This window comes from Micromonospora sp. NPDC049139, assembly GCF_055586845.1.
On sequence record NZ_JBVJHK010000013.1, the window covers coordinates 163672 to 182439 of the forward strand.

General features: G+C 71.8%; 19 protein-coding genes. 18 read left to right on the top strand and 1 reads right to left on the bottom strand.

The features are described 5' to 3' along the window. Positions 1-102 precede the first annotated feature (102 nt). From ACZ6Q9_RS21860 to ACZ6Q9_RS21885, 6 genes are read left to right on the top strand one after another with little or no spacing between them, the layout of a single operon-like run. Entirely contained in the window at positions 103-1335 is a 1233-nt protein-coding gene (locus ACZ6Q9_RS21860) for a M20 family metallopeptidase (protein WP_396830056.1), read from the top strand. Continuing rightward, positions 1332-2363 carry a Gfo/Idh/MocA family protein gene (locus ACZ6Q9_RS21865; RefSeq protein ID WP_396830058.1) on the top strand — a complete coding sequence of 344 codons (1032 nt, stop codon included), beginning with the start codon at positions 1332-1334 and terminating at the stop codon, positions 2361-2363. Before ACZ6Q9_RS21860 ends, ACZ6Q9_RS21865 begins: the two co-directional genes overlap by 4 nt. Continuing rightward, on the top strand, positions 2350-3645 hold the full coding sequence (locus ACZ6Q9_RS21870) for an ABC transporter substrate-binding protein (RefSeq protein WP_396830059.1): 1296 nt from the start codon (positions 2350-2352) through the stop codon (positions 3643-3645). Before ACZ6Q9_RS21865 ends, ACZ6Q9_RS21870 begins: the two co-directional genes overlap by 14 nt. Positions 3646-3705: 60 nt before the next feature. Continuing rightward, on the top strand, positions 3706-4665 hold the full coding sequence (locus ACZ6Q9_RS21875; RefSeq protein WP_396830895.1) for a carbohydrate ABC transporter permease: 960 nt from the start codon (positions 3706-3708) through the stop codon (positions 4663-4665). Next, positions 4662-5495, top strand: a complete 834-nt coding sequence (locus ACZ6Q9_RS21880; RefSeq protein ID WP_393267297.1) for a carbohydrate ABC transporter permease — start codon at positions 4662-4664, stop codon at positions 5493-5495. Before ACZ6Q9_RS21875 ends, ACZ6Q9_RS21880 begins: the two co-directional genes overlap by 4 nt. 8 nt (positions 5496-5503) lie before the next feature. Next, positions 5504-5887 (top strand): L-rhamnose mutarotase, encoded by a 384-nt coding sequence (locus tag ACZ6Q9_RS21885; RefSeq protein ID WP_393267300.1) that lies wholly within the window; start codon positions 5504-5506, stop codon positions 5885-5887. Positions 5888-5949: 62 nt separating this feature from the next. Here ACZ6Q9_RS21885 and ACZ6Q9_RS21890 read toward each other — a convergent pair whose 3' ends face one another. Further along, on the bottom strand, positions 5950-7080 hold the full coding sequence (locus tag ACZ6Q9_RS21890) for a mandelate racemase/muconate lactonizing enzyme family protein (protein ID WP_393267303.1): 1131 nt from the start codon (positions 7078-7080) through the stop codon (positions 5950-5952). 130 nt (positions 7081-7210) lie between these two features. Here ACZ6Q9_RS21890 and ACZ6Q9_RS21895 point away from each other — a divergent pair, with 130 nt between their 5' ends. From ACZ6Q9_RS21895 to ACZ6Q9_RS21950, 12 genes are all read left to right on the top strand, one after another. After that, the gene (locus ACZ6Q9_RS21895; RefSeq protein WP_396830897.1) at positions 7211-8146 is read left to right on the top strand and encodes a thiamine pyrophosphate-dependent dehydrogenase E1 component subunit alpha; all 936 of its coding nucleotides are present in this window, start codon (positions 7211-7213) and stop codon (positions 8144-8146) included. After that, positions 8139-9119 carry an alpha-ketoacid dehydrogenase subunit beta gene (locus ACZ6Q9_RS21900; protein ID WP_357462199.1) on the top strand — a complete coding sequence of 327 codons (981 nt, stop codon included), beginning with the start codon at positions 8139-8141 and terminating at the stop codon, positions 9117-9119. The genes ACZ6Q9_RS21895 and ACZ6Q9_RS21900 overlap by 8 nt, the downstream gene beginning before the upstream one ends. Next, on the top strand, positions 9116-9877 hold the full coding sequence (locus ACZ6Q9_RS21905; RefSeq protein WP_357462198.1) for an SDR family NAD(P)-dependent oxidoreductase: 762 nt from the start codon (positions 9116-9118) through the stop codon (positions 9875-9877). Before ACZ6Q9_RS21900 ends, ACZ6Q9_RS21905 begins: the two co-directional genes overlap by 4 nt. A gap of 40 nt (positions 9878-9917) precedes the next feature. Further along, entirely contained in the window at positions 9918-11240 is a 1323-nt protein-coding gene (locus ACZ6Q9_RS21910) for a helix-turn-helix domain-containing protein (protein ID WP_363705258.1), read from the top strand. Beyond that, a complete protein-coding gene (locus ACZ6Q9_RS21915) occupies positions 11237-11536 on the top strand; it encodes a YciI family protein (RefSeq protein ID WP_393267310.1) in 300 nt (99 codons plus the stop codon). The genes ACZ6Q9_RS21910 and ACZ6Q9_RS21915 overlap by 4 nt, the downstream gene beginning before the upstream one ends. Next, positions 11536-13113: a hypothetical protein gene (locus ACZ6Q9_RS21920; RefSeq protein ID WP_393267313.1), complete on the top strand. Its 1578-nt coding sequence runs from the start codon at positions 11536-11538 to the stop codon at positions 13111-13113. Before ACZ6Q9_RS21915 ends, ACZ6Q9_RS21920 begins: the two co-directional genes overlap by 1 nt. Before the next feature lie 170 nt (positions 13114-13283). After that, a complete protein-coding gene (locus ACZ6Q9_RS21925) occupies positions 13284-13661 on the top strand; it encodes an SCP2 sterol-binding domain-containing protein (protein WP_393267316.1) in 378 nt (125 codons plus the stop codon). Then, on the top strand, positions 13658-15721 hold the full coding sequence (locus tag ACZ6Q9_RS21930) for an amylo-alpha-1,6-glucosidase (RefSeq protein WP_393267318.1): 2064 nt from the start codon (positions 13658-13660) through the stop codon (positions 15719-15721). Before ACZ6Q9_RS21925 ends, ACZ6Q9_RS21930 begins: the two co-directional genes overlap by 4 nt. 101 nt (positions 15722-15822) lie before the next feature. Next, positions 15823-16392, top strand: coding sequence for a TetR/AcrR family transcriptional regulator (locus tag ACZ6Q9_RS21935; RefSeq protein WP_393267321.1), 570 nt, complete (start codon positions 15823-15825; stop codon positions 16390-16392). 10 nt (positions 16393-16402) lie between these two features. Continuing rightward, positions 16403-16759: a hypothetical protein gene (locus tag ACZ6Q9_RS21940; protein ID WP_393267324.1), complete on the top strand. Its 357-nt coding sequence runs from the start codon at positions 16403-16405 to the stop codon at positions 16757-16759. An 84-nt stretch (positions 16760-16843) separates the two neighbouring features. Further along, positions 16844-17833: an ABC transporter ATP-binding protein gene (locus ACZ6Q9_RS21945; protein WP_393267327.1), complete on the top strand. Its 990-nt coding sequence runs from the start codon at positions 16844-16846 to the stop codon at positions 17831-17833. Then, positions 17830-18624: an ABC transporter permease gene (locus tag ACZ6Q9_RS21950; protein ID WP_357462191.1), complete on the top strand. Its 795-nt coding sequence runs from the start codon at positions 17830-17832 to the stop codon at positions 18622-18624. The genes ACZ6Q9_RS21945 and ACZ6Q9_RS21950 overlap by 4 nt, the downstream gene beginning before the upstream one ends. The last annotated feature ends 144 nt before the right edge of the window (positions 18625-18768 follow it).

Consider the following 18768-nt stretch of genomic DNA (forward strand, 5'->3'; position numbering starts at 1 on the left):
TAACTCAAATTTCGCCTGGCCATTGACGCGGAGACACCCCTGACTTAGGTTCTTGTCTCAATTAGGTCCGGATTACGTTGGCGCGAGCGAGGAGTGAGCCGGGTGACGCTGCCAGGCGACGAGGTTGATGAGCTGGTACGGCTGCGGCGTCAGCTTCACCGGCACCCCGAGCTGCGGTTCACGGAGCGGCAGACCGCAGCTACCCTGGAGCGCCTGCTCGGGCCACTCGGTCAGATTCGCACCGGAATTGCCGACACCGGCGTCGTCCTGGAGATCGACGGTGGTGTCCCGGGGCCGACGGTCCTCCTTCGGGCCGATATGGACGCCTATCCCGTGCAGGACAGCAAGCAGGAGCCGTACGCCTCCCGCAATCCGGGCGTGTGCCACGCCTGCGGGCACGACGTGCACATGACGGTCGCCTACGGGGTCGCCGCCCGGCTCGCCGCCGACCCGCCCGCCCGGGGTGCGGTGACCGTGCTGTTCCAGCCGGCCGAGGAGATCCCGTTCGGCGCCGACTCGGGGGCCGCCGCGGTCCTGGCCGACGAGGCGTTCCGCGACCGCCGGTTCGACGCCGTGCTCGGGCTGCACTGCTGGCCCGACCTGCCCGCCGGAGCGGTGGGGATCGACCGGGCGACCGCGATGGCGGCCAAGGACGCGTTCCGCGTCGAGGTGCTCGGGCGGGCCGCGCACGCCGCCACCCCGGCGCTGGGCCGGGACGCCATCCTCGGCCTGACCGCCATGGTGTCCACGTTGCACGCGGCCGTCTCCCGGTCCCGCGACCCCGACGAACTGGTCGCCTTCAACATCGGCACGATCGCCGGCGGAGCGAGCCAGAGCCAGGTCGCCGAGCGGGCCGAGGCCACCGGGACGCTGCGTACCCACGACCCCGCCGTACGGGAGCGGCTGAAGGAGGTCGTCGAACGCGTCGCCCGCCAGCAGGCCGCCGCACTCGACCTCGGCGTACGGTTCGCCTGGGCCAACGAGATGCCGCCGGTGCGCAACGCCCCGGAGGTGGTGGCTCTCGCGCACGCCGAACTGTCCGGGCACGTCGACGTCGTCGACCTGCCGGTACCGCCCCTGACCACGGACGACTTCGCCCTGCTCGGCGCGCTCGGCCCGAGCCTGTACGTCAAGCTCGGGGTCACCGGCGAACGCGGTGGCGCGCCGCTGCACTCCGGCGCGTTCGACGTCGACGAGCGGTGCATCGCGACGGGGGTCGCCGCCCTGGAGCGCCTCACCCGGGCGGTCCTCGACGGTCGGCTCGCGGAGGACGCACCGGCCCCGGTCGCCGGCGCGGGCACCGCGGCGGCGCCGGCCGAGACGGTGGCCCGGTGAGCACCGGGCCGCGGGTGGCCGTGGTCGGGGCGGGCGCGTTCGGCGCCCGGCACGTCGCCGCGTACCGGTCGCTCGGTGTCCGGGTGGACGCGCTGGTCGACCCGGACACCGCCACCCGGGAGCGGGTCGCCGCCCAGCACGGCATCCCGCGCACGTTCGACTCCGTCGCGGCCCTGCTCGCGCAGGCGGCACCGGATGCCGCCTCCGTGTGCGTGCCCGGGCCGGCGCACCGGGCCGTCGCGGTCGCACTGATCACCGCCGGGATTCCCGTGCTGGTCGAGAAGCCGCTGGCCGCGACGGTCGCCGACGCCACGGCGATCGTCGCGGCCGCCGAGGCGCACGGGGTGCTCTGCCAGCCGGGGCACATCCTGCGGCACAGCCCCGCCCACCGGGCGCTGCACGACGCGGTCCGCGAGGGCCGCCTGGGCCGGGTGCTGGCCGTCTCCTCGCGCCGGGACCGCCCCCGCTCCCTGACCCGGCTCTTCCCGAACGACCATCCCGCACTGCTGACCGCGGTGCACGACATCGACCTGGCGCTCTGGTACGCGGCAGCGCCGGTGGTCGAGGTGCGCGCGGCGGCCCGGACCCGACCCGGATCGGCGACGCCGGTCCTGGTCTGGGCGGAGCTTCGACACGCCAACGACGTCGTGTCGTCGGTCCGCAACAGCTATCTCCTGCCCGAACACACCCCCAACCACACCTCCGACCTGGTCGAGGTGTACGGCACCGACGGGGTCGGCCACGTCGACCTCGGACACTCCACGGTGCTGGTGCAGGCCGAGCAGACCGAGGCGCCGGACTGGCTGCTCTCCCCGGTCGACGGCGGTGGCGCGCTCGCCGCCGAGCTCCGGCACTTCCTCCGCCAGGTCGACGGCAGCGACGCGTCCCCGGTCGTTCCCCTGGCCGACGGACTGCACGTGGTCCAGATCGCCGCGGCCGTGGTCGACAGCGCCGCCGCCGACGGCGCCGTCCGCCGAATCCCTCAAACCCCCTCGCTGACAGGAGCTTCTGCCGATGAATCGACGTAGATTGGCCGGTCTCGTCGCCGCGGGCGTGGCCGCCGCCGCGCTGCTGACCGGCTGCGGTGGCGACGACGCCGCGGGCGGCCCGGTCACCCTGAAGGTGCTGACCTGGGAGCCGGGTGGCACCGAGTACTGGAAGCAGGTCAAGACCAGCTTCGAGGCCAGCCACCCGGACATCAAGCTCGAGATGCAGTCGGTGCCGTTCGACAAGTACCCCGAGGTGCAGGGCCCGTACATCACCTCGCAGTCCGGGCCGGACGTGATGGCCAACAACGCCGGCCTGGAGTTGTTCGACCGGCGTGGTGCGTACGTGCCGCTGGGCGACAAGGCCGCGGAGATCAACAAGGACCTGGTCACCTACAGCGGTGCCTGCGAGGGCTTCGACACCAGCAAGCCCTGCTACGGCGTGCCCTTCTCGTACCAGGGCAACGTCCTCTACTACAACAAGGACGTGCTGACGGCCGCCGGGCTCGACCCGGAGCGGCCCCCGGCGACCTGGGACGAGTTCGGCGCGGCCTGCGACGCGGTCGCCAGGACGGGGAAGACCTGCCTGGCCCTGGGCCTGTCCGGCACGTTCCCGGCCTACTGGGACTTCCCGGAGATCGCCCGCAGCTACCTGAGCGAGGACGACATCCGCGGGTTGCTCGCGGGCACCCTGTCCTGGAAGGACCCGAAGCTGGTCTCAGTGCTGGAGAAGCTGGCCGAGATCACCACCAAGGGCTGGGCGAACAAGAACGCGCCGTCGATCACGATGCTCCCCGACGGGGCGGACATCTTCCAGCGCGGCGGCGCCGCCTTCGCCGGGACGATCATCTCCGACGCGGTGAACTGGGAGGCGTTCGGCAAGGCCCTCGGCGACGACAAGCTCGGCGTGACCCGCTGGCCGGCGGCCAACCCGACGGCGCCGCTGGCGCAGAAGTTCTCCGGCATCGAGGGCGCCGTCTACGGGGTGACCAAGTGGAGCGAGAAGAAGGACGCCGGCCTGGCCTTCATCACCTGGCTCGCCGGCAAGGAGAACGGCGAGCTGTGGGTCAAGCACGCCAAGGGCCAGCCGCTGAACAAGAACGTCGACAAGGCGCTGCTGCCCTCCTCGCCGGCCTTCCAGAAGATCCAGGAGCTGGTGGCGGATCCGACCCTGCACGCCGGCGTGATGCTCTCCGGCCCGGAGGCCGACGCGCTGGCCCGTGGCTGGCAGCAGGTCACCCTCGGCCAGCTCACCGTCGACAAGTGGGCCGAGCAGATGCAGCAGGCCCTGGAGCGCAGCCCGACGAAGAAGCAGAACAAGTAGTCGCCCCGGGCGGGGCGGCCCCGGCCGCCCCGCCCGGCCCCGCCCCAGAGAGGAAACCCGATGACCATCTCCACCGCGCCGGTGTCGGAGCCGGTGGTCGCGGACCGCCCGCCCGAGCCCGCACGCCGTCCGGTCCGCGCCGCGCGGATCCGGGAGTGGTGGCTGGGTGTCGCCCTGGTGCTGCCGGCGCTGGCCCTGGCCGTCGCGTTCAAGTTCGTGCCCCTCGGCCGGGGCGTGGTCACCAGCCTCGAATCGTCGAGCGGTTTCGGTGGCAGTTCCTTCGCCGGCGCCGACAACTACACCCGGATGCTCGACGACCCGGTGGTGCGCTCCAGTTTCCGCAACGCGCTGCTCGTGGTGGCGACGCTGCCGATCTGGGTCGTGCTGCCCCTGGTCCTGGCGGTGGTCATCCACCAGCGCGCCCCGGGCTGGAAGTTCTTCCGCGCCGTGTACTTCATCCCGTACACCATCGCGCCGATCGTCGTCGGCATCATGTTCCGGCAGATCCTCGCCCCGGACGGGCCGCTCAACGCCTTCCTGCGCTCGGTCGGGCTGGACCCCCTGGCCCTCGAGTGGCTCAACGGCCGCTACAGCGCCCTGTTCTCGCTCGTCGCGGTGGCCCTGTGGAGCCTGTTCGGCCTGGGCGTGATGACCTACCTCGCCGGCCTGGCCACCGTCCCCGAGGAGGTCCTCGAGGCCGCCTACCTCGACGGGGCGAACTTCTGGCGGCGGCTGTTCTCGGTGGTCGTGCCGATGCTCCGGCCCACCGTCGCCTACTGGAGCGTGCTGTGCGCCTCCGGCGTGCTGATCTGGCTGTTCCCGCTGATCTACGCGCTGACCCAGGGCGGGCCGGGGGACGCCACCATGCTCCCCGAGTACCTGGTCTTCCTCACCACCTTCCAGTTCCTGGACCGGGGGTACGGCTCCGCCATCGGCATCGCCCTGTTCGTCTTCGTCGCCCTGCTGTCGATCCTCAGCGTGCGGCACATGTTCACAGAGGGGACCCGGAAAACGCGATGAACCGGCGTGCCACCGCCCGGCTGGGGCGTTACCTGTTGACCTTCGCGCTGGTGGTCGTCGCGGTTGCGGCGGTCTACCCGTTGCTGTTCACCATCGTCAGCTCGCTGAAGACGCAGACGGGCTTCGCGCGGGACCCGCTGGGCCTGCCGACCGGCGTGACCCTGGAGAACTACCTCGAGGCGTTCCGCCGGATGGACATGCCGCGGCTGCTGCTGAACTCGCTGATCACCACCGCCGGTGGGCTGGTGCTGTCGGTGCTGGCCGCGCTGCTGGTCGCGTACGCGGTCACCAAGCTGCGCTTCCGGGGCGGCAAGCTGGTCTTCCTGCTGATCATCGTCACGTTGACCATCCCCAGCCAGGCGATCATCTATCCGCTGTACCAGACCGTGCTGGACCTGGGCATGTCCGGTCAGTACCAGGGCCTGATCCTGGCGTACGCGGCGTTCGGCCTGCCGTTGGGCACGTACCAGCTGGCCGGTTACTTCCAGCAGGTGCCCGACGAGCTGATCGAGGCGGCCAGGGTGGACGGCGCCGGCCACTTCACCATCCTGTTCCGCCTGTTGGCGCCGATCGCGACCCCGGCGCTGGCCGCGCTGGCCATCTTCAACTTCGTCTGGATGTGGAACGACCTGCTGCTGCCCCTGGTCATCATGGGCGGCTCGGACAGCAAGACGTTGATGGTCGGCGTCTCCCTGCTCAGCGGCCAGTACGACGTGTCGGTGCCGCTGGTCAGCGCCGGTCTGATCGTCGCGCTGCTGCCGGTGTTGATCATCTACCTGGTCTTCCAGCGGCAGCTGGTAGCCGGCGCGTTGGCCGGCTCCGGCAAGTGAGCCCGCCGGTGGAGGTTTCCGGTGCGGACGGGGCGGCCGGGCCGGGGGAGTCCGGGCCCGGGGTCCAACTGTGCCACCTCTACCGGCTGCGCCCCGGGGCGGAGCGGGAGTACGAGCGCCGGCACGCCGAGATCTGGCCGGAGATGTCGGCATTGCTCGACGACGCCGGCATCTACGACTACCACATCTACCGGCACGGGCTGCTGCTGATCTGCGTGCTGCGGACCCGGCACGGTCACCCGCACGCCCGACGGGTCACCGGCGCGTCCGCCGTGCAGGCCCGCTGGACCCGGTCCCTGGCGCACCTGTTCGCCGAGATCGCCGACGCCGACGGCGAACCGCTGTGGGCGTACCCGGTCTTCCACCACGCGGGCCGTCCCGCGGGATGCTGAGCGCGGCGTCGCGCACCCCCGTGGCCCGGCGGACCGTCCCGCCGGGCCACGGCGGTGAGCACTCAGACCGCGTAGGCGACCGAGCCGTCGGCGCGCAGCGGGATCCGGGTCAAGGGGCGACCGGTCAGGTCGAGCGGCGTGGCGTCGGTGAGGTCCAGTGTCACGCCGAGTCCCGGTTCCTCCGGCACCGGCAGGAAACCGCCCTGCCGCCGTACGCAGGCACGCGCGGGCCCGTCGGCGAGCTGGTCGTCCAGGGGCGAGTACTCCTGCACCACGAAGTTCGGGATGGCCGCGTCCAACTGCACCGAGGCCATGGTCAGCAGTGGACCGAGACAGTTGTGGCTCACCACGGCGGCGTGGTGGGCCTCGGCCAGTGCGGCGATCTTGCGGGCGTGGCTGATCCCGCCGGCCAGGCCCAGGTCGGGGCGGACGTACTGGGCGCCGCCCTGGGCGAGCAGCTCCTTGAACTCCCAGATGCTGTGCAGGCGTTCGCCGTTGGCCATCGGCACCCCCGCCGCGCGGCGGGCGACGTCGGCCTGGCTGCTGACGCTGTCGATCTGGATCGGGTCCTCCACCAGCAGCGGCAGGTGCCTGGCCAGCGCGGGCACGACCGCCTCGGCCTGCAGGGGCGTGAGCTTGCGGTGCAGCTCGATGAGCAGGTCCACGTCGGTGCCGACGGTGTCGCGGACCGCGGCGGTGGTGGCCTCGGTGGCGGCGACCAGCCGGGCCAGCGACAGGTCGGGGTAGTCGGCCGGCAGCGGGTCGAACTTGACCGCCGTGAAGCCGTCGGCCACGGCTGCCGCGGCCTGTGCGGCCAGCGCCTCCGCCCCCGTGCCGGGCAGCAGCAGGTGCAGCCGGATCCGGTCGCGCACCCGGCCGCCGAGCAGCTGCCAGACCGGGACCCCGAGGCGCTTGCCGAGCAGGTCCCACAGGGCCAGGTCGACCGCGGAGACGGCGGCGGAGAGCACGGAGCCCCGGAACGGTCCCATCCGGTAGAGGTGGTGCCAGTGGTGCTCGATCCGGGTGGGGTCGGCACCGAGCAGGTGCGGACGGAACGCCTCCACGACGGCGTGCACCGCGGCGGGGTAGCCCCAGCAGGCGGACTGGCCCACGCCGACCAGCCCGTCCGATGTGTGCACCTGGACGAAGTGCGCGTCGCCCAGCACCACCGACTCGACGGCGGTGATCTCCATACCTGCCTCCAAATAAGAGACCAATAACGGCCAGAAACTTGCTCTTGCACTCTTCCATAGCCTTACAGCGCTGGTCTAGGCTTCAAATCGAACGAGCCGGAATAAGGCTCTAACTACCACTGGGGGTGTGATGGGTCTGCCGGACGACTATCGGCTCATGGCCCGGATCCGCCGGTTCGAGGAGCGGCTGTCCGCCCTCAAGGACGACGGCGAGATCCCGGGCTCGATCCACCTGTGCAACGGCCAGGAGGCGATCCCGGTCGGCGCCTGCCGGCCGCTGCGCGACGGCGACCACGTGACCGCCACGTACCGCGGTCACGGCTGGGCCATCGCCCGGGGCGTGGACCTGGTGGGCCTCTTCGCCGAGATGATGGGACGCGACTCCGCCCTCTGCGGCGGCCGGGCCGCCTCGCCGTACCTGTCCGACCCGGGCCGGTGGTTCATCGGCGAGAACTCCATCGTCGGCGCGGGCGTGCCCGTCGCCGCCGGCGCGGCCCTCACCGCCCAGCGGACCGCGAGCGGCGCGGTGTCCGTGGTCAGCATCGGCGACGGCGCGATGAACCAGGGCAACGTCCACGAGGCACTCAACCTCGCCGCGGTGCTCGACCTGCCGCTGGTGCTGGTCGTGGAGAACAACGTCTACTCCGAGATGTCCCGCATCGAGGACATGGTGCGGGTCCGCCAGCTCGCCGAGCGGGCCGCCGGCTACGGCATCCCCGGCCGGGTGGTGGACGGCAACGACCCCGACGCCGTCGCCGAGGCGGTCGCCGAGGCGGTCACCCGGGCCCGCGAGGGGTCCGGACCGTCCATCGTCGAGGCCATGACCGAACGGCTGGTCGGCCACTACAGCGGCGACGTGCAGCACTACCGGCCGGCGGGCGAGGTCGCCGCCGCCCGGGAACGCGAGCCGCTGGCCCGGATCCGGCAGGCCGCCGACGCCGCGCTCACCGCCCGGCTCGACGCGATCGACGCCGAGGTCGCCACCGAGGTGGAGGCCGCCGTCACCGCCGCCCGTGCCGTGCCGTTCCCGGACCCGGCGACCGTCAAGGAGCACGTCCATGTCTGAGTCCCTGCGCTACATCCAGGCCGTCAACGCCGCGCTCACCTGGGCGCTGGACAGCCGGGAGGACACCGTCTACTTCGGCGAGGACGTCGCCCTGCCCGGCGGGCCGTTCGGCGCCACGAAGGGGCTGCACAAGCGGTTCGGCTCCGCGCGGATCTTCGACACCCCGATCTCCGAGACCGGGTTCCTCGGCATGGCCCTGGGAGCGGCGATGACCGGCCTCCGGCCGATCGCCGAGATCATGTACGCCGACTTCTCGTTCGTGGCGATGGACCAGTTCGTCAACCAGATCTCCACCATCCACTACTCCAGCAACGGCCGGTGGAAGGCGCCGCTGGTGATCCGGATGCAGCAGGGCTACTCGCCCGGCGCCTGCGCCCAGCACTCGCACTCACCCGAGGCGTACTTCGCGCACACCCCCGGGTTGCGGGTGGCCCTGCCGGCCACGCCCGACGACGCGTACCAGATGCTGCGCACCGCGGTCGTCAGCGACGACCCGGTGGTGGTCGCCGAGGCGCGCATGCTCTACCCGACACGCGGCCCCGTCCGCACCGACGCCCCGGTCGAACCGGTCGGCGGCGCCCGCGTGGTCCGCCCGGGCACCGACGTCACCGTCGTGGCGTGGTCCCGGATGGTCTCGGCGTCGCTGGACGCCGCGGGCCAGCTCAGCGAGGAGGGCATCGAGGCCGAGGTGATCGACCTGCGCTGGCTCAACCCGCTGGACTTCGACACCGTCGCCGCCTCGGTGGCCCGCACGGGTCGGCTGGTCGTCGCCCACGAGGCGAACCTGACCGGCGGGTTCGGCGCCGAGATCGCCGCCCGGGCCGCCGCGGAGTGCTTCGCCGACCTGCGCGCCCCGGTCGCCCGGGTGGCCACCCCGGACGTGCCGATGCCGGCCGCCCCGGCCCTGCAGGCCGCCGTGATCCCCGAGGCGGCCGACGTGGTGGATGCCGTGCGCCGCACGGTCACGCGATGACCGCTGACACTCCGCCGGCCGGCCTGCTGGCCGGCCGGCGGGTGGTCGTCGTCGGCGGCGCCTCCGGCATCGGCCTGGCCACCGTCCACGCCGCCGCCGCGGCCGGCGCGGCGGTCGCGGTGCTGGACGCCGACGGCGACGGCGCGGCCGGGGCCGCCGCCGCGGCCCGGCGCACCGGGGCGAGCGCCAGCGCCCGCCGGGTCGACGTGACCGTCGAGGCCGAGGTCGCCGCCGCGCTCGACGACGTCGCCGCCGAGTGGGGCGGGATCGACGCCGTGCTGCACGTGGCGGGCGTCATGCGCGGCCAGGGCCTCGACGTCCGGGAGGTCACCGCCGAGCTGTGGGCGCAGGTGATCGCGGTCAACCTGACCGGGCCGTTCCTCGTCGCCAAGCACGCGGTGCGGCACCTCACCCCGGGCACCGGTGTCCTCGTGCTGGTGGGCTCCAGGGCGGGCGTGCAGAACGGCTCCGGCTCGGTACCCTACGGCGCGAGCAAGGGTGGACTGCACGGCCTGGCGCTCACATTGGACCGACAGCTCCGTCCACAGGGGATCCGCGTGCACACGCTGTGCCCCGGCGACATCGACACGCCGCTGATGCGACGGTCGCTGGACGAGGCGCGGACCAACGGGACCGACGCCGGCCGGGTCGCGGAGATCGAGGCGGCCCTGGGCCGTCCGGAGGACGTGGCGTCCGCGCTGGTCCTGTTGGCGTCGCCGGTCAGCGACGGTGTGGTCGGCACCGTCCACACCCGCTGAGCAGCCCGCCCGAGACCGGCGACGACGTGGAGGTGGCAAGGTGATCGGCATCATCGGTCCGGAGGACTCGATCCGGCTCGTGCAGGAGGTCGCCGCGGGCGAGGGCCGCGCCACGGACCTGACGGCCCGCACGTACACCCGGCCGGAACAGGCCCTCGAGCTGGCCCGCGAACTCGACGAGCTGTGCCAGGTGCTGCTCTTCACCGGGCGCATCCCGTACGCGTTCGCCGCCGCCGCCGGCGACCTGCGCGCCGAGATCGACTACATGCCGCACGCCGGCATCGACCTCTACCGGACACTGTCACGGATGCTGCTGGCGAGCGGCGGACGGCTGCCCACGGTGAGCGTGGACACTATCGAGGCCGACATCGTCCGCGAGACGTACCACGACATCGACCTGATCCCGCCGACCGAGATCCTGCCCATCGCGGACTCGTCCGGCCTGCTCTTCTCCGGCCTCGACGAGATCACCGCCTTCCACCGCGAGCGGTACGCCTCCGGCGCGGTCGAGGCGTGCCTGACCTGCCTCGGCGCGGTGCACCGCGACCTGGCCGACAGCGGGGTGCCGGTCTGGCGGGTGGAACACACCCGCGCCTCCGTGCGGGACGCCCTGCGCCGGGCGTGGCTCGCCGCGGAGGTACGACAGTCCCGCGCCACCCAGATCGCGGTGATGATGATTGAGCTGACCGAGCCCGCCAGCCGCCAGCAGGACCCGTACCAGATGGAACGGGAGCGGCTGCGGCTGCGCGAGGCGTTGCTCGAACATGCCGAGCGGATGCGGGGCAGACTGGGCACGATCGACGACCGGACGCTGCTCATCACGACGACCCGCGGCACCGTCGAGAGCGCCATCGCCCGGCACCGGGCCGGCCACGCCTCCCTGCTGACCCTCCGCGGTGTCGACGTCGAGCACACGGTCGGCTTCGGTGCCGGCACCACCATCGCCGCCGCCGAGGACAACGCCCGCAAGGCGCTGGCACTCGGCCGCGGCAGCGGCGACACCCACGTCGTCTTCCCCGACGGGCAGATCTACTCCAGCCGGGAGAGCCCGGTGAAACAACGGCTCCGCGAGACCGCCCCCGAGGTCCTGCGGATCTCCGAACAGCTCCGCCTCGGGCCGCTGTCGACCCGCCGGTTGCTGGACGCGCTGCACCAGATGGACCCGAACCAGGTGACCGCGCGGGCCCTGGCCGACGCCTACGGGGTGGAGGCGCGCTCGGCGCGCCGACTGCTCAAGTCGCTGCGGGCCGCCGGCTTCGCCGAGGAGGTCGGCGTGCACGTCAGCACCGGCGCGGGCCGGCCGCAGACGGTCTACCGGGTGGCGATGCGGCGGCTGCTCGAGGCCATCGGCGGTGAGGCGTGAGGTTCGAACCGACCTTCCTGGTCACGGCCACGTTCGCCGCGGACGCCGCCACCCGCCGGGAACCGCACCGGCAGGCCCACCTCGCCCACGTCGAGGCCCTGCTCGCCGACGGCACCGCCCTGCTCGCCGGGGCCCGGGCCGACCTCGGCGCTTCCGTCCTCGTCCTGCGGGCCGCCGACGCCACGGCCGCCCGCAGCCGTGTCGAACAGGATCCGTACTGGCAGCACCGGGTGTGGACCGGCATCGAGGTGGTCGACTACCTCGCCGTCACCCCGCAATCCCTCGGGAGGTCTTGATGTCGCAGTACCGCCAGATCGCCGGAGTCCGGGTGCAGGGCGCCGCATCCGCGCCCTACGCGGCCCGGCTGTTGGGCGAGGCGTGGGGTGAGACACCCGAGGGGGTGCCGGTCCGCTTCGAGGCCGACCCGGCGCGGCCCGAGGGCGGCTACCGGATCGAGGTGCCCGAGCAGGGCGAGATCCGGCTCAGCGGCGACCCCTTCGCCGGCCTGGTCTACGCCGCGCGGGAGCTGCTCGCCCTGGCCACCCCGGCCGGCGTGCCGGTGGGCGTCCGGGAGGGCGCGCCTCGGCTGCCGCTGCGCAACCTGTGGACCTGGGACCACTCCACCAACTGGGACCTTCGGCAGCTCGGCCAGCAGGAGATCGGCGCCCTGAACCCGTACGCCAAGCCCGCCGACGCGTTCGGCGCCGACTACCGGCGGCTGGTCGACTTCTGCAGCCGGGAGCGGATCGGCGGCATCGTGGTGTACGGGCTGCTGCGCGACGCCCACGGCGGCGTCGAGGCGGCCCGCGAGCTGTGCGAGTACGCCAACGCCCGAGGCGTACGGATCATCGCCGGGATCGGCGTCAACGCCTACGGCGGCATCTACTTCGACGGCCGGCACCGCTACAACCTCGCCACCTGGCTGCGGCAGCGCCCCGACCTGGCCGCCGAGCTGCCGAAGAAGGTCGGGTTCGACATCGACGACTTCGGCGACCTGCACTTCCCGGCCAGCGAGTACATGATGGCCGCCTGCCCGTCCCAGCCGGACAACCTGGCGTGGCACCGGGAGGCGGTCGACTGGCTGCTGGACACCCTCCCCGTCGGCGGCGTCAACTTCGAGACCGGCGACTACGGCAGCTGCGCCTGCGCCAGGTGCGCGGCCCGCACCGGCGGCGAGCGCACCTCCTGGTCGTACGAGGCCATGCGGTCGGTCTACCCGACCCTGCTCGAGACCGCCCGCCGCACCGGGCCGGCGGGGGTGCCGCTGCGGCACCTCGTCGAGGTCTACTGGGACAACATCTTCGACCTGGAGGCCCAGAAGCCGCTGGCCGACCTGCCCGACGACGTGGCCTACCAGTACTGCGTCAACCGGGGCTTCTGGCACGACAACCGGGACCGGCTCACCGCCGACCACGTCGACGGGCTTCCGCACACCACCAACGTGCTGCGCACCCACGCCGGCTCCCAGTGGAACCGGCAGCGGCACTCCTGGGTGCCCGACCTGTACGCCGACATGGCGACCCGGGCCGCCGGGGCGGGCATGCGCGGCCTGACGATCTTCGCCGAGGCGTCGGCGTACCACCCGACCAACGAGATCAGCTACCTGGCGTACGCGCGCTTCACCTGGAACCCGGACCTGGCCTGGGCGGAGTTCTGGCGCGCGGAGGTGGCACCGCGGTTCGGCGGCGCGGCCGAGGCCGAGGCGTTCCGCGCCGGCGCGGCCGCGCTGGACGACCCCACGGCGACGGCGGACGCCCTCGGCGCGGTCCGCGGCGACGCCCTGGCGATGGCCGCCGCCACCAGCGGTGACGTGCAGCGCCGGTGGCTGTGGCTGGCCGAGCGGGCCGCCCGTCACGCCCACTCCGCCGGCTGACCTGCCAGACCCCGCCGGCGAAGCAGCGGTGCGGCCGGACGACCGGCCCCCGCTGCGCCGCGGGTACACCGCCGGCGAATTTCACCCGCTTCGGGTGAGGGCCGCTCACCACCGGGCGTTCCAGGCTGTACGAACAGTGCGGCTCGCGGGGGTGTTGGAGGAGGCTTCTGATGGGGGACCCGACCGCCGACTTTCTCGGCCGGCTGGGCCGGAGCCCGGGCACGCCGATCACAATGAAGGCCCGGGGCACGATCCGGCTGGACGTCGAACGCGATACGGGAGTAGATGTCTGGTTCGTAACGTTGTGCGACGGCACGACCCAGGTGTCGCGCCAGGAGCAGCGGCCGGACCTGGTGATCCGGGGCCACCAGACGCTCTTCGACCGGCTGGTCCAGGGTCGGGCGCAGCTCTACGCGGCGCTGATGCGTAACGAGATCAACGTCGAGGGCGACCTGGCGCTCCTGTCGTCGTTCGAGCGGCTGCTGCCCGGCCCCGAGGGCGCCCACCACCCGCGCGACTTCGCCCGTGCAGGAGGACAGGGTTCATGAGCGAACGAGGCGTCAGCATCCTGGACGGCAACACGTTCGTCGTCAGCGACGAACGTGGCGACCTGCACCCGTCGCCGACCTTTCCCACCGGGCTCTTCTCGTTCGACACCCGGTTCCTGTCGAAATGGGTGCTGACCGTCGACGGTCAACCGCTCAACGCCCTGTCCCGGGACGACCTGCAGTACTTCGAGACCCGCTACTTCCTCGTGCCCGGCGAGCCGACCCACTACGTCGACGCGAAGGTCTCGGTCATCCGGCAGCAGCAGATCTGCCGGGAGTTCAGCGAACAGTTGACGGTACTCAACCACGACACCGAGGAACGGCACCTCACGTTGCGGGTGGAGATGGCCACCGACTTCGCCGACCTGTTCGAGATCAAGGACGTGCGGCAGAAGACCGGGAAGACCCTGACGAGCGTCGAGGACGGTCATCTGCGGTTCCGCTACGAACGAGGCACCTTCCACCGTGAGACGATCATTTCGAGCACTTCGCCGGCGCGCGTCGACGAAACGGGGATGACCTTCGACCTCCGGATCGCACCGCGCGGCAGGTGGAGCACGGAGCTGCACGTCTACCCGATCGTGCGCGGCGCGCGGGGCCTCGACATCCGGGCCAGCCTGGACGCCCACCAGGGGCGGGTGAAGCCGCAGCTGCGGCAGGACCTCGACGACTTCCTCGTCCAGACACCACAGCTGGTGTGCGACCACCGGTCCCTGCAGACGGCGTACGAGCGCAGCCTCACCGACCTGGCCGCGATGCGGTACTCACCGCTCGCCTTCCCCCGGCGGTTGCCGGCCGCGGGACTGCCCTGGTTCATGACCATCTTCGGCCGCGACAGCATCTTCATCAGCCTGCAGACGCTGCCGTTCGTGCCGGAACTCGCCTCGACGGTCCTCCGCGACCTCGCCTTCCAGCAGGGCAGCAAGCTGGACGACTACCGCGACGAGGAACCCGGGAAGATCGCGCACGAGTTCCGCTACGGCGAATCGGCGGCGTTCGAGGAGCAGCCGCACAGCCCCTACTACGGATCGGCGGACTCCACCCCCCTGTACGTGATCCTGCTCGACGAGTACGAGCGGTGGAGCGGGGACGCCAGCCTGGTGCGACAGTTGGAGCTCGAGGCCCGCGCGGCGCTGAACTGGATCGACGAGTACGGCGACATCCTGGGCAACGGCTACGTGTCGTACCAGCGGCGAAACACCGTGAACGGCCTGGAGAACCAGTGCTGGAAGGACTCCTGGGATGCCGTCTCCTACCGGGACGGCCGGCTGCCCGGACTGCCACGCGCGACCTGTGAGCTGCAGGGGTACGCCTACGACGCGAAGCTGCGCGGCGCCCGTCTGGCCCGGCAGTTCTGGAACGACCCCGCCTACGCCGACCGGCTGGAAGCCGAGGCGGCCGACCTCAAACGGCGTTTCAACCGCGACTTCTGGATCGAGGAGGGGGAGTACTACGCCCTCGCCCTCGACACCGACGGCAAGCCGGTCGACGCCATGTCGTCCAACATGGGCCACCTGCTGTGGAGCGGCATCGTCGAACCGGACCGGGCCCAGAAGATCGCCCAGCACCTCCTCGGGCCGAGCATGTTCTCCGGGTGGGGTGTCCGCACCCTGGCCGACAGCGCGGCGCGGTACAACCCGGTCGGCTACCACGTCGGCACGGTCTGGCCGTTCGACAATTCGATCATCGCCTGGGGGCTGTGGCGCTACGGCTTCCGCACCGAGGCCGGCCAGATCGCCGAGGCGGTCATCGACGCGTCGCAGTACTTCGGCGGGCGGCTGCCCGAAGCGTTCGCCGGCTACGAGCGGCCCCTGACCAAGTACCCCGTCGAATACCCCACCGCCTGCAGCCCGCAGGGCTGGTCGGCCGGAGCGACCCTGCTGTTCCTCCGTACGATGCTCGGCCTCAATCCGCACGAGGACCACCTCGCGGTCGATCCCGCCCTGCCGGCCGCGATCGGCCGGATCGAACTGCTCGACATCCCGGGGCGTTGGGGGCGCGCCGACGCGTTCGGCCGGAGCGGGGTCGACAGCCGGCGTCGGGCCAGGGCTCGACGGTAGGGACGGAACAGGGGCCTCCTCAGGCGGCAGGAACCAGCTCGGCCGAATTCAGGAACGATCGTTCTTGACTGGTCGTTCCTAAACCCGCTACTGTGGCTGACATGGGGAGACCACGTGGGTTCGACGAGGATCAAGCTGTCCAGGCGGCGATAGGAGTTTTCGCCGAGCGGGGATACGACGGCACGTCCGTCGACGACCTGGTGGCCAGCCTCGGCGTCCATCGCAACAGCCTGTACAAGACCTTCGGCAGCAAGGGTGGGCTCTACACCAGGGCGCTGCGCTGGCACGTGGAGCACCAGGTGCGACCACTCGTCACGGCCGTCGCGGCGGCTGGCGACATCACCGAGGCGATGCATCGCGTACTCGCCACCGACGCGGCGAAACCCGGCTTCGACCTGCTCCTGAGGGCCGCGGTCGAGCGCGCCCCGGTCGATCCCGAGGTCGCCGAAGTGGTCGCCCAGTGCCTGCGGGAGATGGACGAGGCCCTCGGTCGCGTCCTGATCGCCGAACATCCGGGCGCCGACGGAACCGCTCGCGTCGAGGCACTGACCACCGCGCTGACCGCCACCGTGCTGGGTCTGCGCCTGCGGGCCAGGGCCGGCGCCTCCGATACGCAAACCACCGAAGCCGGCGCGGCAGTGGCCGACCAGCTCAGCCAGCACGAGATCTGAGGAGACAGATATGGCACGTGTGTATGTCGACGGCGAGGCCCTCGTCGTGGAGATCGAAGGCCTGGACAAGCTCTGGGCACTGAAGAGCCGGCTCACCATCCCGCTGGTCAACGTCAGGGGCGCGACCGCCGACCCGGGGATCGTCAAGGAGCCGAAGGGGCTGCGAGCGCCGGGAGCCCACCTTCCCGGAGTCATCGTCGCGGGCACCTTCCACACCGAAGGCGAGCGGGTGTTCTGGGACGTCCGTGATCCAGCCAAGGCCGTCGTCATCGAACTGACCGACGAACGCTACAACCGCCTCGTCGTCCAGGTCAGCGACCCCCGCGCCACGGTTCGGCTCATCGAAGAGGCCACGCGGACGCCCTGACCGGTCCGTCCGTTGCTTCCCGGCCGGTGGCCGCTCCGGCGGCCACCGGTCCCTTTTTCACCCCACCTCGAATGGCGATGCCTCATGCCCAAGATCCAAAGGCTGGTTCCCAGTGACCACGACAAACCGCTCACCAGCATCACGAAGACGTCCGACGGCGTGCGCGTGCAGGTGCGCAACCTCACCAAGCGGTTCGGTGCCGTCCCGGCGGTCACCGACCTGACCTTCACCGTGGAGCCCGGGCGGGTCACCGGCTTCCTCGGCCCGAACGGCGCCGGGAAGTCGACCACCCTGCGAATGATCCTGGGATTGGTTCGGCCCACCTCCGGCGACGCGCTCATCGGTGGCCGACGGTACGTCGACCTGCCGCAGCCGGCTCGTACCGTCGGCGCGGCCCTGGACGCGTCAAGCTGCCATCCCGGAACCAGCGCCCGGGACCACCTGCGGATCTACTGCGACATGGCCGGGCTGCCGCTACGACGCGCGGACGAGGTCATCGAGGCCCTGGACATGTCCGGGTTCGCGGGCCGCAAGACCGGCCAATTCTCCACCGGCATGCGCCAGCGGCTCGCCCTCGCCACGGCCCTACTCGGCAACGCTCCCGTGCTGCTTCTGGACGAGCCGACCAACGGGCTCGACCCCGGGGGGATCGCCTGGCTACGCCGGTTCCTACGCCAGCTCGCCGACGAGGGGCGCACCGTCCTGGTCTCCAGCCACGTGCTCAGCGAGGTGGAACAGATGGTGGACGGCGTGGTCGTGCTCAGCGGCGGGCGCCTGATGGCCGAAGGCACCCTCGACGAACTCGCTGCGGTGACCGTTCCCGCCGTCGTGGTCCAGTCTCCTGACGCCGACCTCCTCGCCGCGCGACTGGCCGATGCCCGGACGACCGACGGTCGCCCGCCCCGGATCGAGAACACCGGTCCGGGCACCCTCCGAATCCATGGCCTCAGCGCCGAAAGGGTCGCGGACACCGCGGCGGGCGCGGGCCTGCGCGTGTACGGACTGACTCCGTGCCGCACCGACCTGGAACAGGCATTTCTGCAGTTGACCGGGGAAAAGAGGACCACCAGATGAGCCACCTCGTCCGAGCCGAGTTCCGCCGGCTGTTCGCCACCCGCCTCTGGATCTGGGCCGTGGCCGCCGCGGTCGTCTTCGGCGGCGGCCTGGTCGGGCTGCTCACCATCATCGGCCCCGAGAACGTCAATCCGCCCCTGCCCGGACTGGACACCGAGGCCGGCATCCGGGCGGTACTCGGCCTCGCCGGGCTCGGAGTGATCGTCCCTGCGCTGTTCGGCGCGACGGCGGTCACCTCCGAGTACCGGCACCGGACCATCTCGGCCACGTTCCTGTTCGCACCTCGACGCTGGAGCGTGCTGGCCGCGAAACTCCTCGTCTACCTCGTCGCCGGGGTGGCCTACGGGCTGATCACCACGATCGCGGCCGGCATCGCGCTCTACGCCGGGACGGCTGTCCGGGACATCCCCACCGGCGCACCACTCGATGTCGTCGTCAGTCTGCTGCTGCGCCTGGTCGTGGCGATGGCGGCCTACACCGTACTGGGCGTGGGCATCGGCGCGCTGGTCCGCAACCAGGTGCTCGCCTTGGCCGGCTTGGGCGCGTACCTCTACATGGGCGAGAACCTGCTGCTCTTCATTCCCGGGGTGAACACGGCATACCCGTTCCTGCCCGGCGGTGCCACCGCCGCGCTGACCAACTTCACCGCGCTCACCCAGGTGGCGAACGACACGACCGGAGCCGCACCGCAACTCCTCTCCCCGCAGGCCGGCGCGGGGCTGCTGATCGCCTACGCGCTCGCCGCCGCGCTACTGGCTATCGTCCTGCCCCTACGCAGGGACGTCGTCTGACCAGGGCGGACGACCGGACGAGCACGAGGCGTGCGCCGGGTCGGCACCCCCGGGCTTTCCCGGTCAGGAGGGCCGGCGCACGCCCAGCTGGTCCAGCCAGCCGTTGACGTCGAAACCCCGCGTCGCTCTCGGTCTGCCGTCGGC

Coding starts and splice junctions, on each gene's coding strand:
- ACZ6Q9_RS21870 (WP_396830059.1), top strand. CDS start 2,350: ATGAATCGACGTAGATTGGCCGGTCTCGTCGCCGCGGGCGTGGCCGCC.
- ACZ6Q9_RS21875 (WP_396830895.1), top strand. CDS start 3,706: ATGACCATCTCCACCGCGCCGGTGTCGGAGCCGGTGGTCGCGGACCGC.
- ACZ6Q9_RS21880 (WP_393267297.1), top strand. CDS start 4,662: ATGAACCGGCGTGCCACCGCCCGGCTGGGGCGTTACCTGTTGACCTTC.
- ACZ6Q9_RS21890 (WP_393267303.1), bottom strand. CDS start 7,080: ATGGAGATCACCGCCGTCGAGTCGGTGGTGCTGGGCGACGCGCACTTC.
- ACZ6Q9_RS21895 (WP_396830897.1), top strand. CDS start 7,211: ATGGGTCTGCCGGACGACTATCGGCTCATGGCCCGGATCCGCCGGTTC.
- ACZ6Q9_RS21900 (WP_357462199.1), top strand. CDS start 8,139: ATGTCTGAGTCCCTGCGCTACATCCAGGCCGTCAACGCCGCGCTCACC.
- ACZ6Q9_RS21905 (WP_357462198.1), top strand. CDS start 9,116: ATGACCGCTGACACTCCGCCGGCCGGCCTGCTGGCCGGCCGGCGGGTG.
- ACZ6Q9_RS21920 (WP_393267313.1), top strand. CDS start 11,536: ATGTCGCAGTACCGCCAGATCGCCGGAGTCCGGGTGCAGGGCGCCGCA.
- ACZ6Q9_RS21925 (WP_393267316.1), top strand. CDS start 13,284: ATGGGGGACCCGACCGCCGACTTTCTCGGCCGGCTGGGCCGGAGCCCG.
- ACZ6Q9_RS21930 (WP_393267318.1), top strand. CDS start 13,658: ATGAGCGAACGAGGCGTCAGCATCCTGGACGGCAACACGTTCGTCGTC.
- ACZ6Q9_RS21935 (WP_393267321.1), top strand. CDS start 15,823: ATGGGGAGACCACGTGGGTTCGACGAGGATCAAGCTGTCCAGGCGGCG.
- ACZ6Q9_RS21940 (WP_393267324.1), top strand. CDS start 16,403: ATGGCACGTGTGTATGTCGACGGCGAGGCCCTCGTCGTGGAGATCGAA.
- ACZ6Q9_RS21945 (WP_393267327.1), top strand. CDS start 16,844: ATGCCCAAGATCCAAAGGCTGGTTCCCAGTGACCACGACAAACCGCTC.
- ACZ6Q9_RS21950 (WP_357462191.1), top strand. CDS start 17,830: ATGAGCCACCTCGTCCGAGCCGAGTTCCGCCGGCTGTTCGCCACCCGC.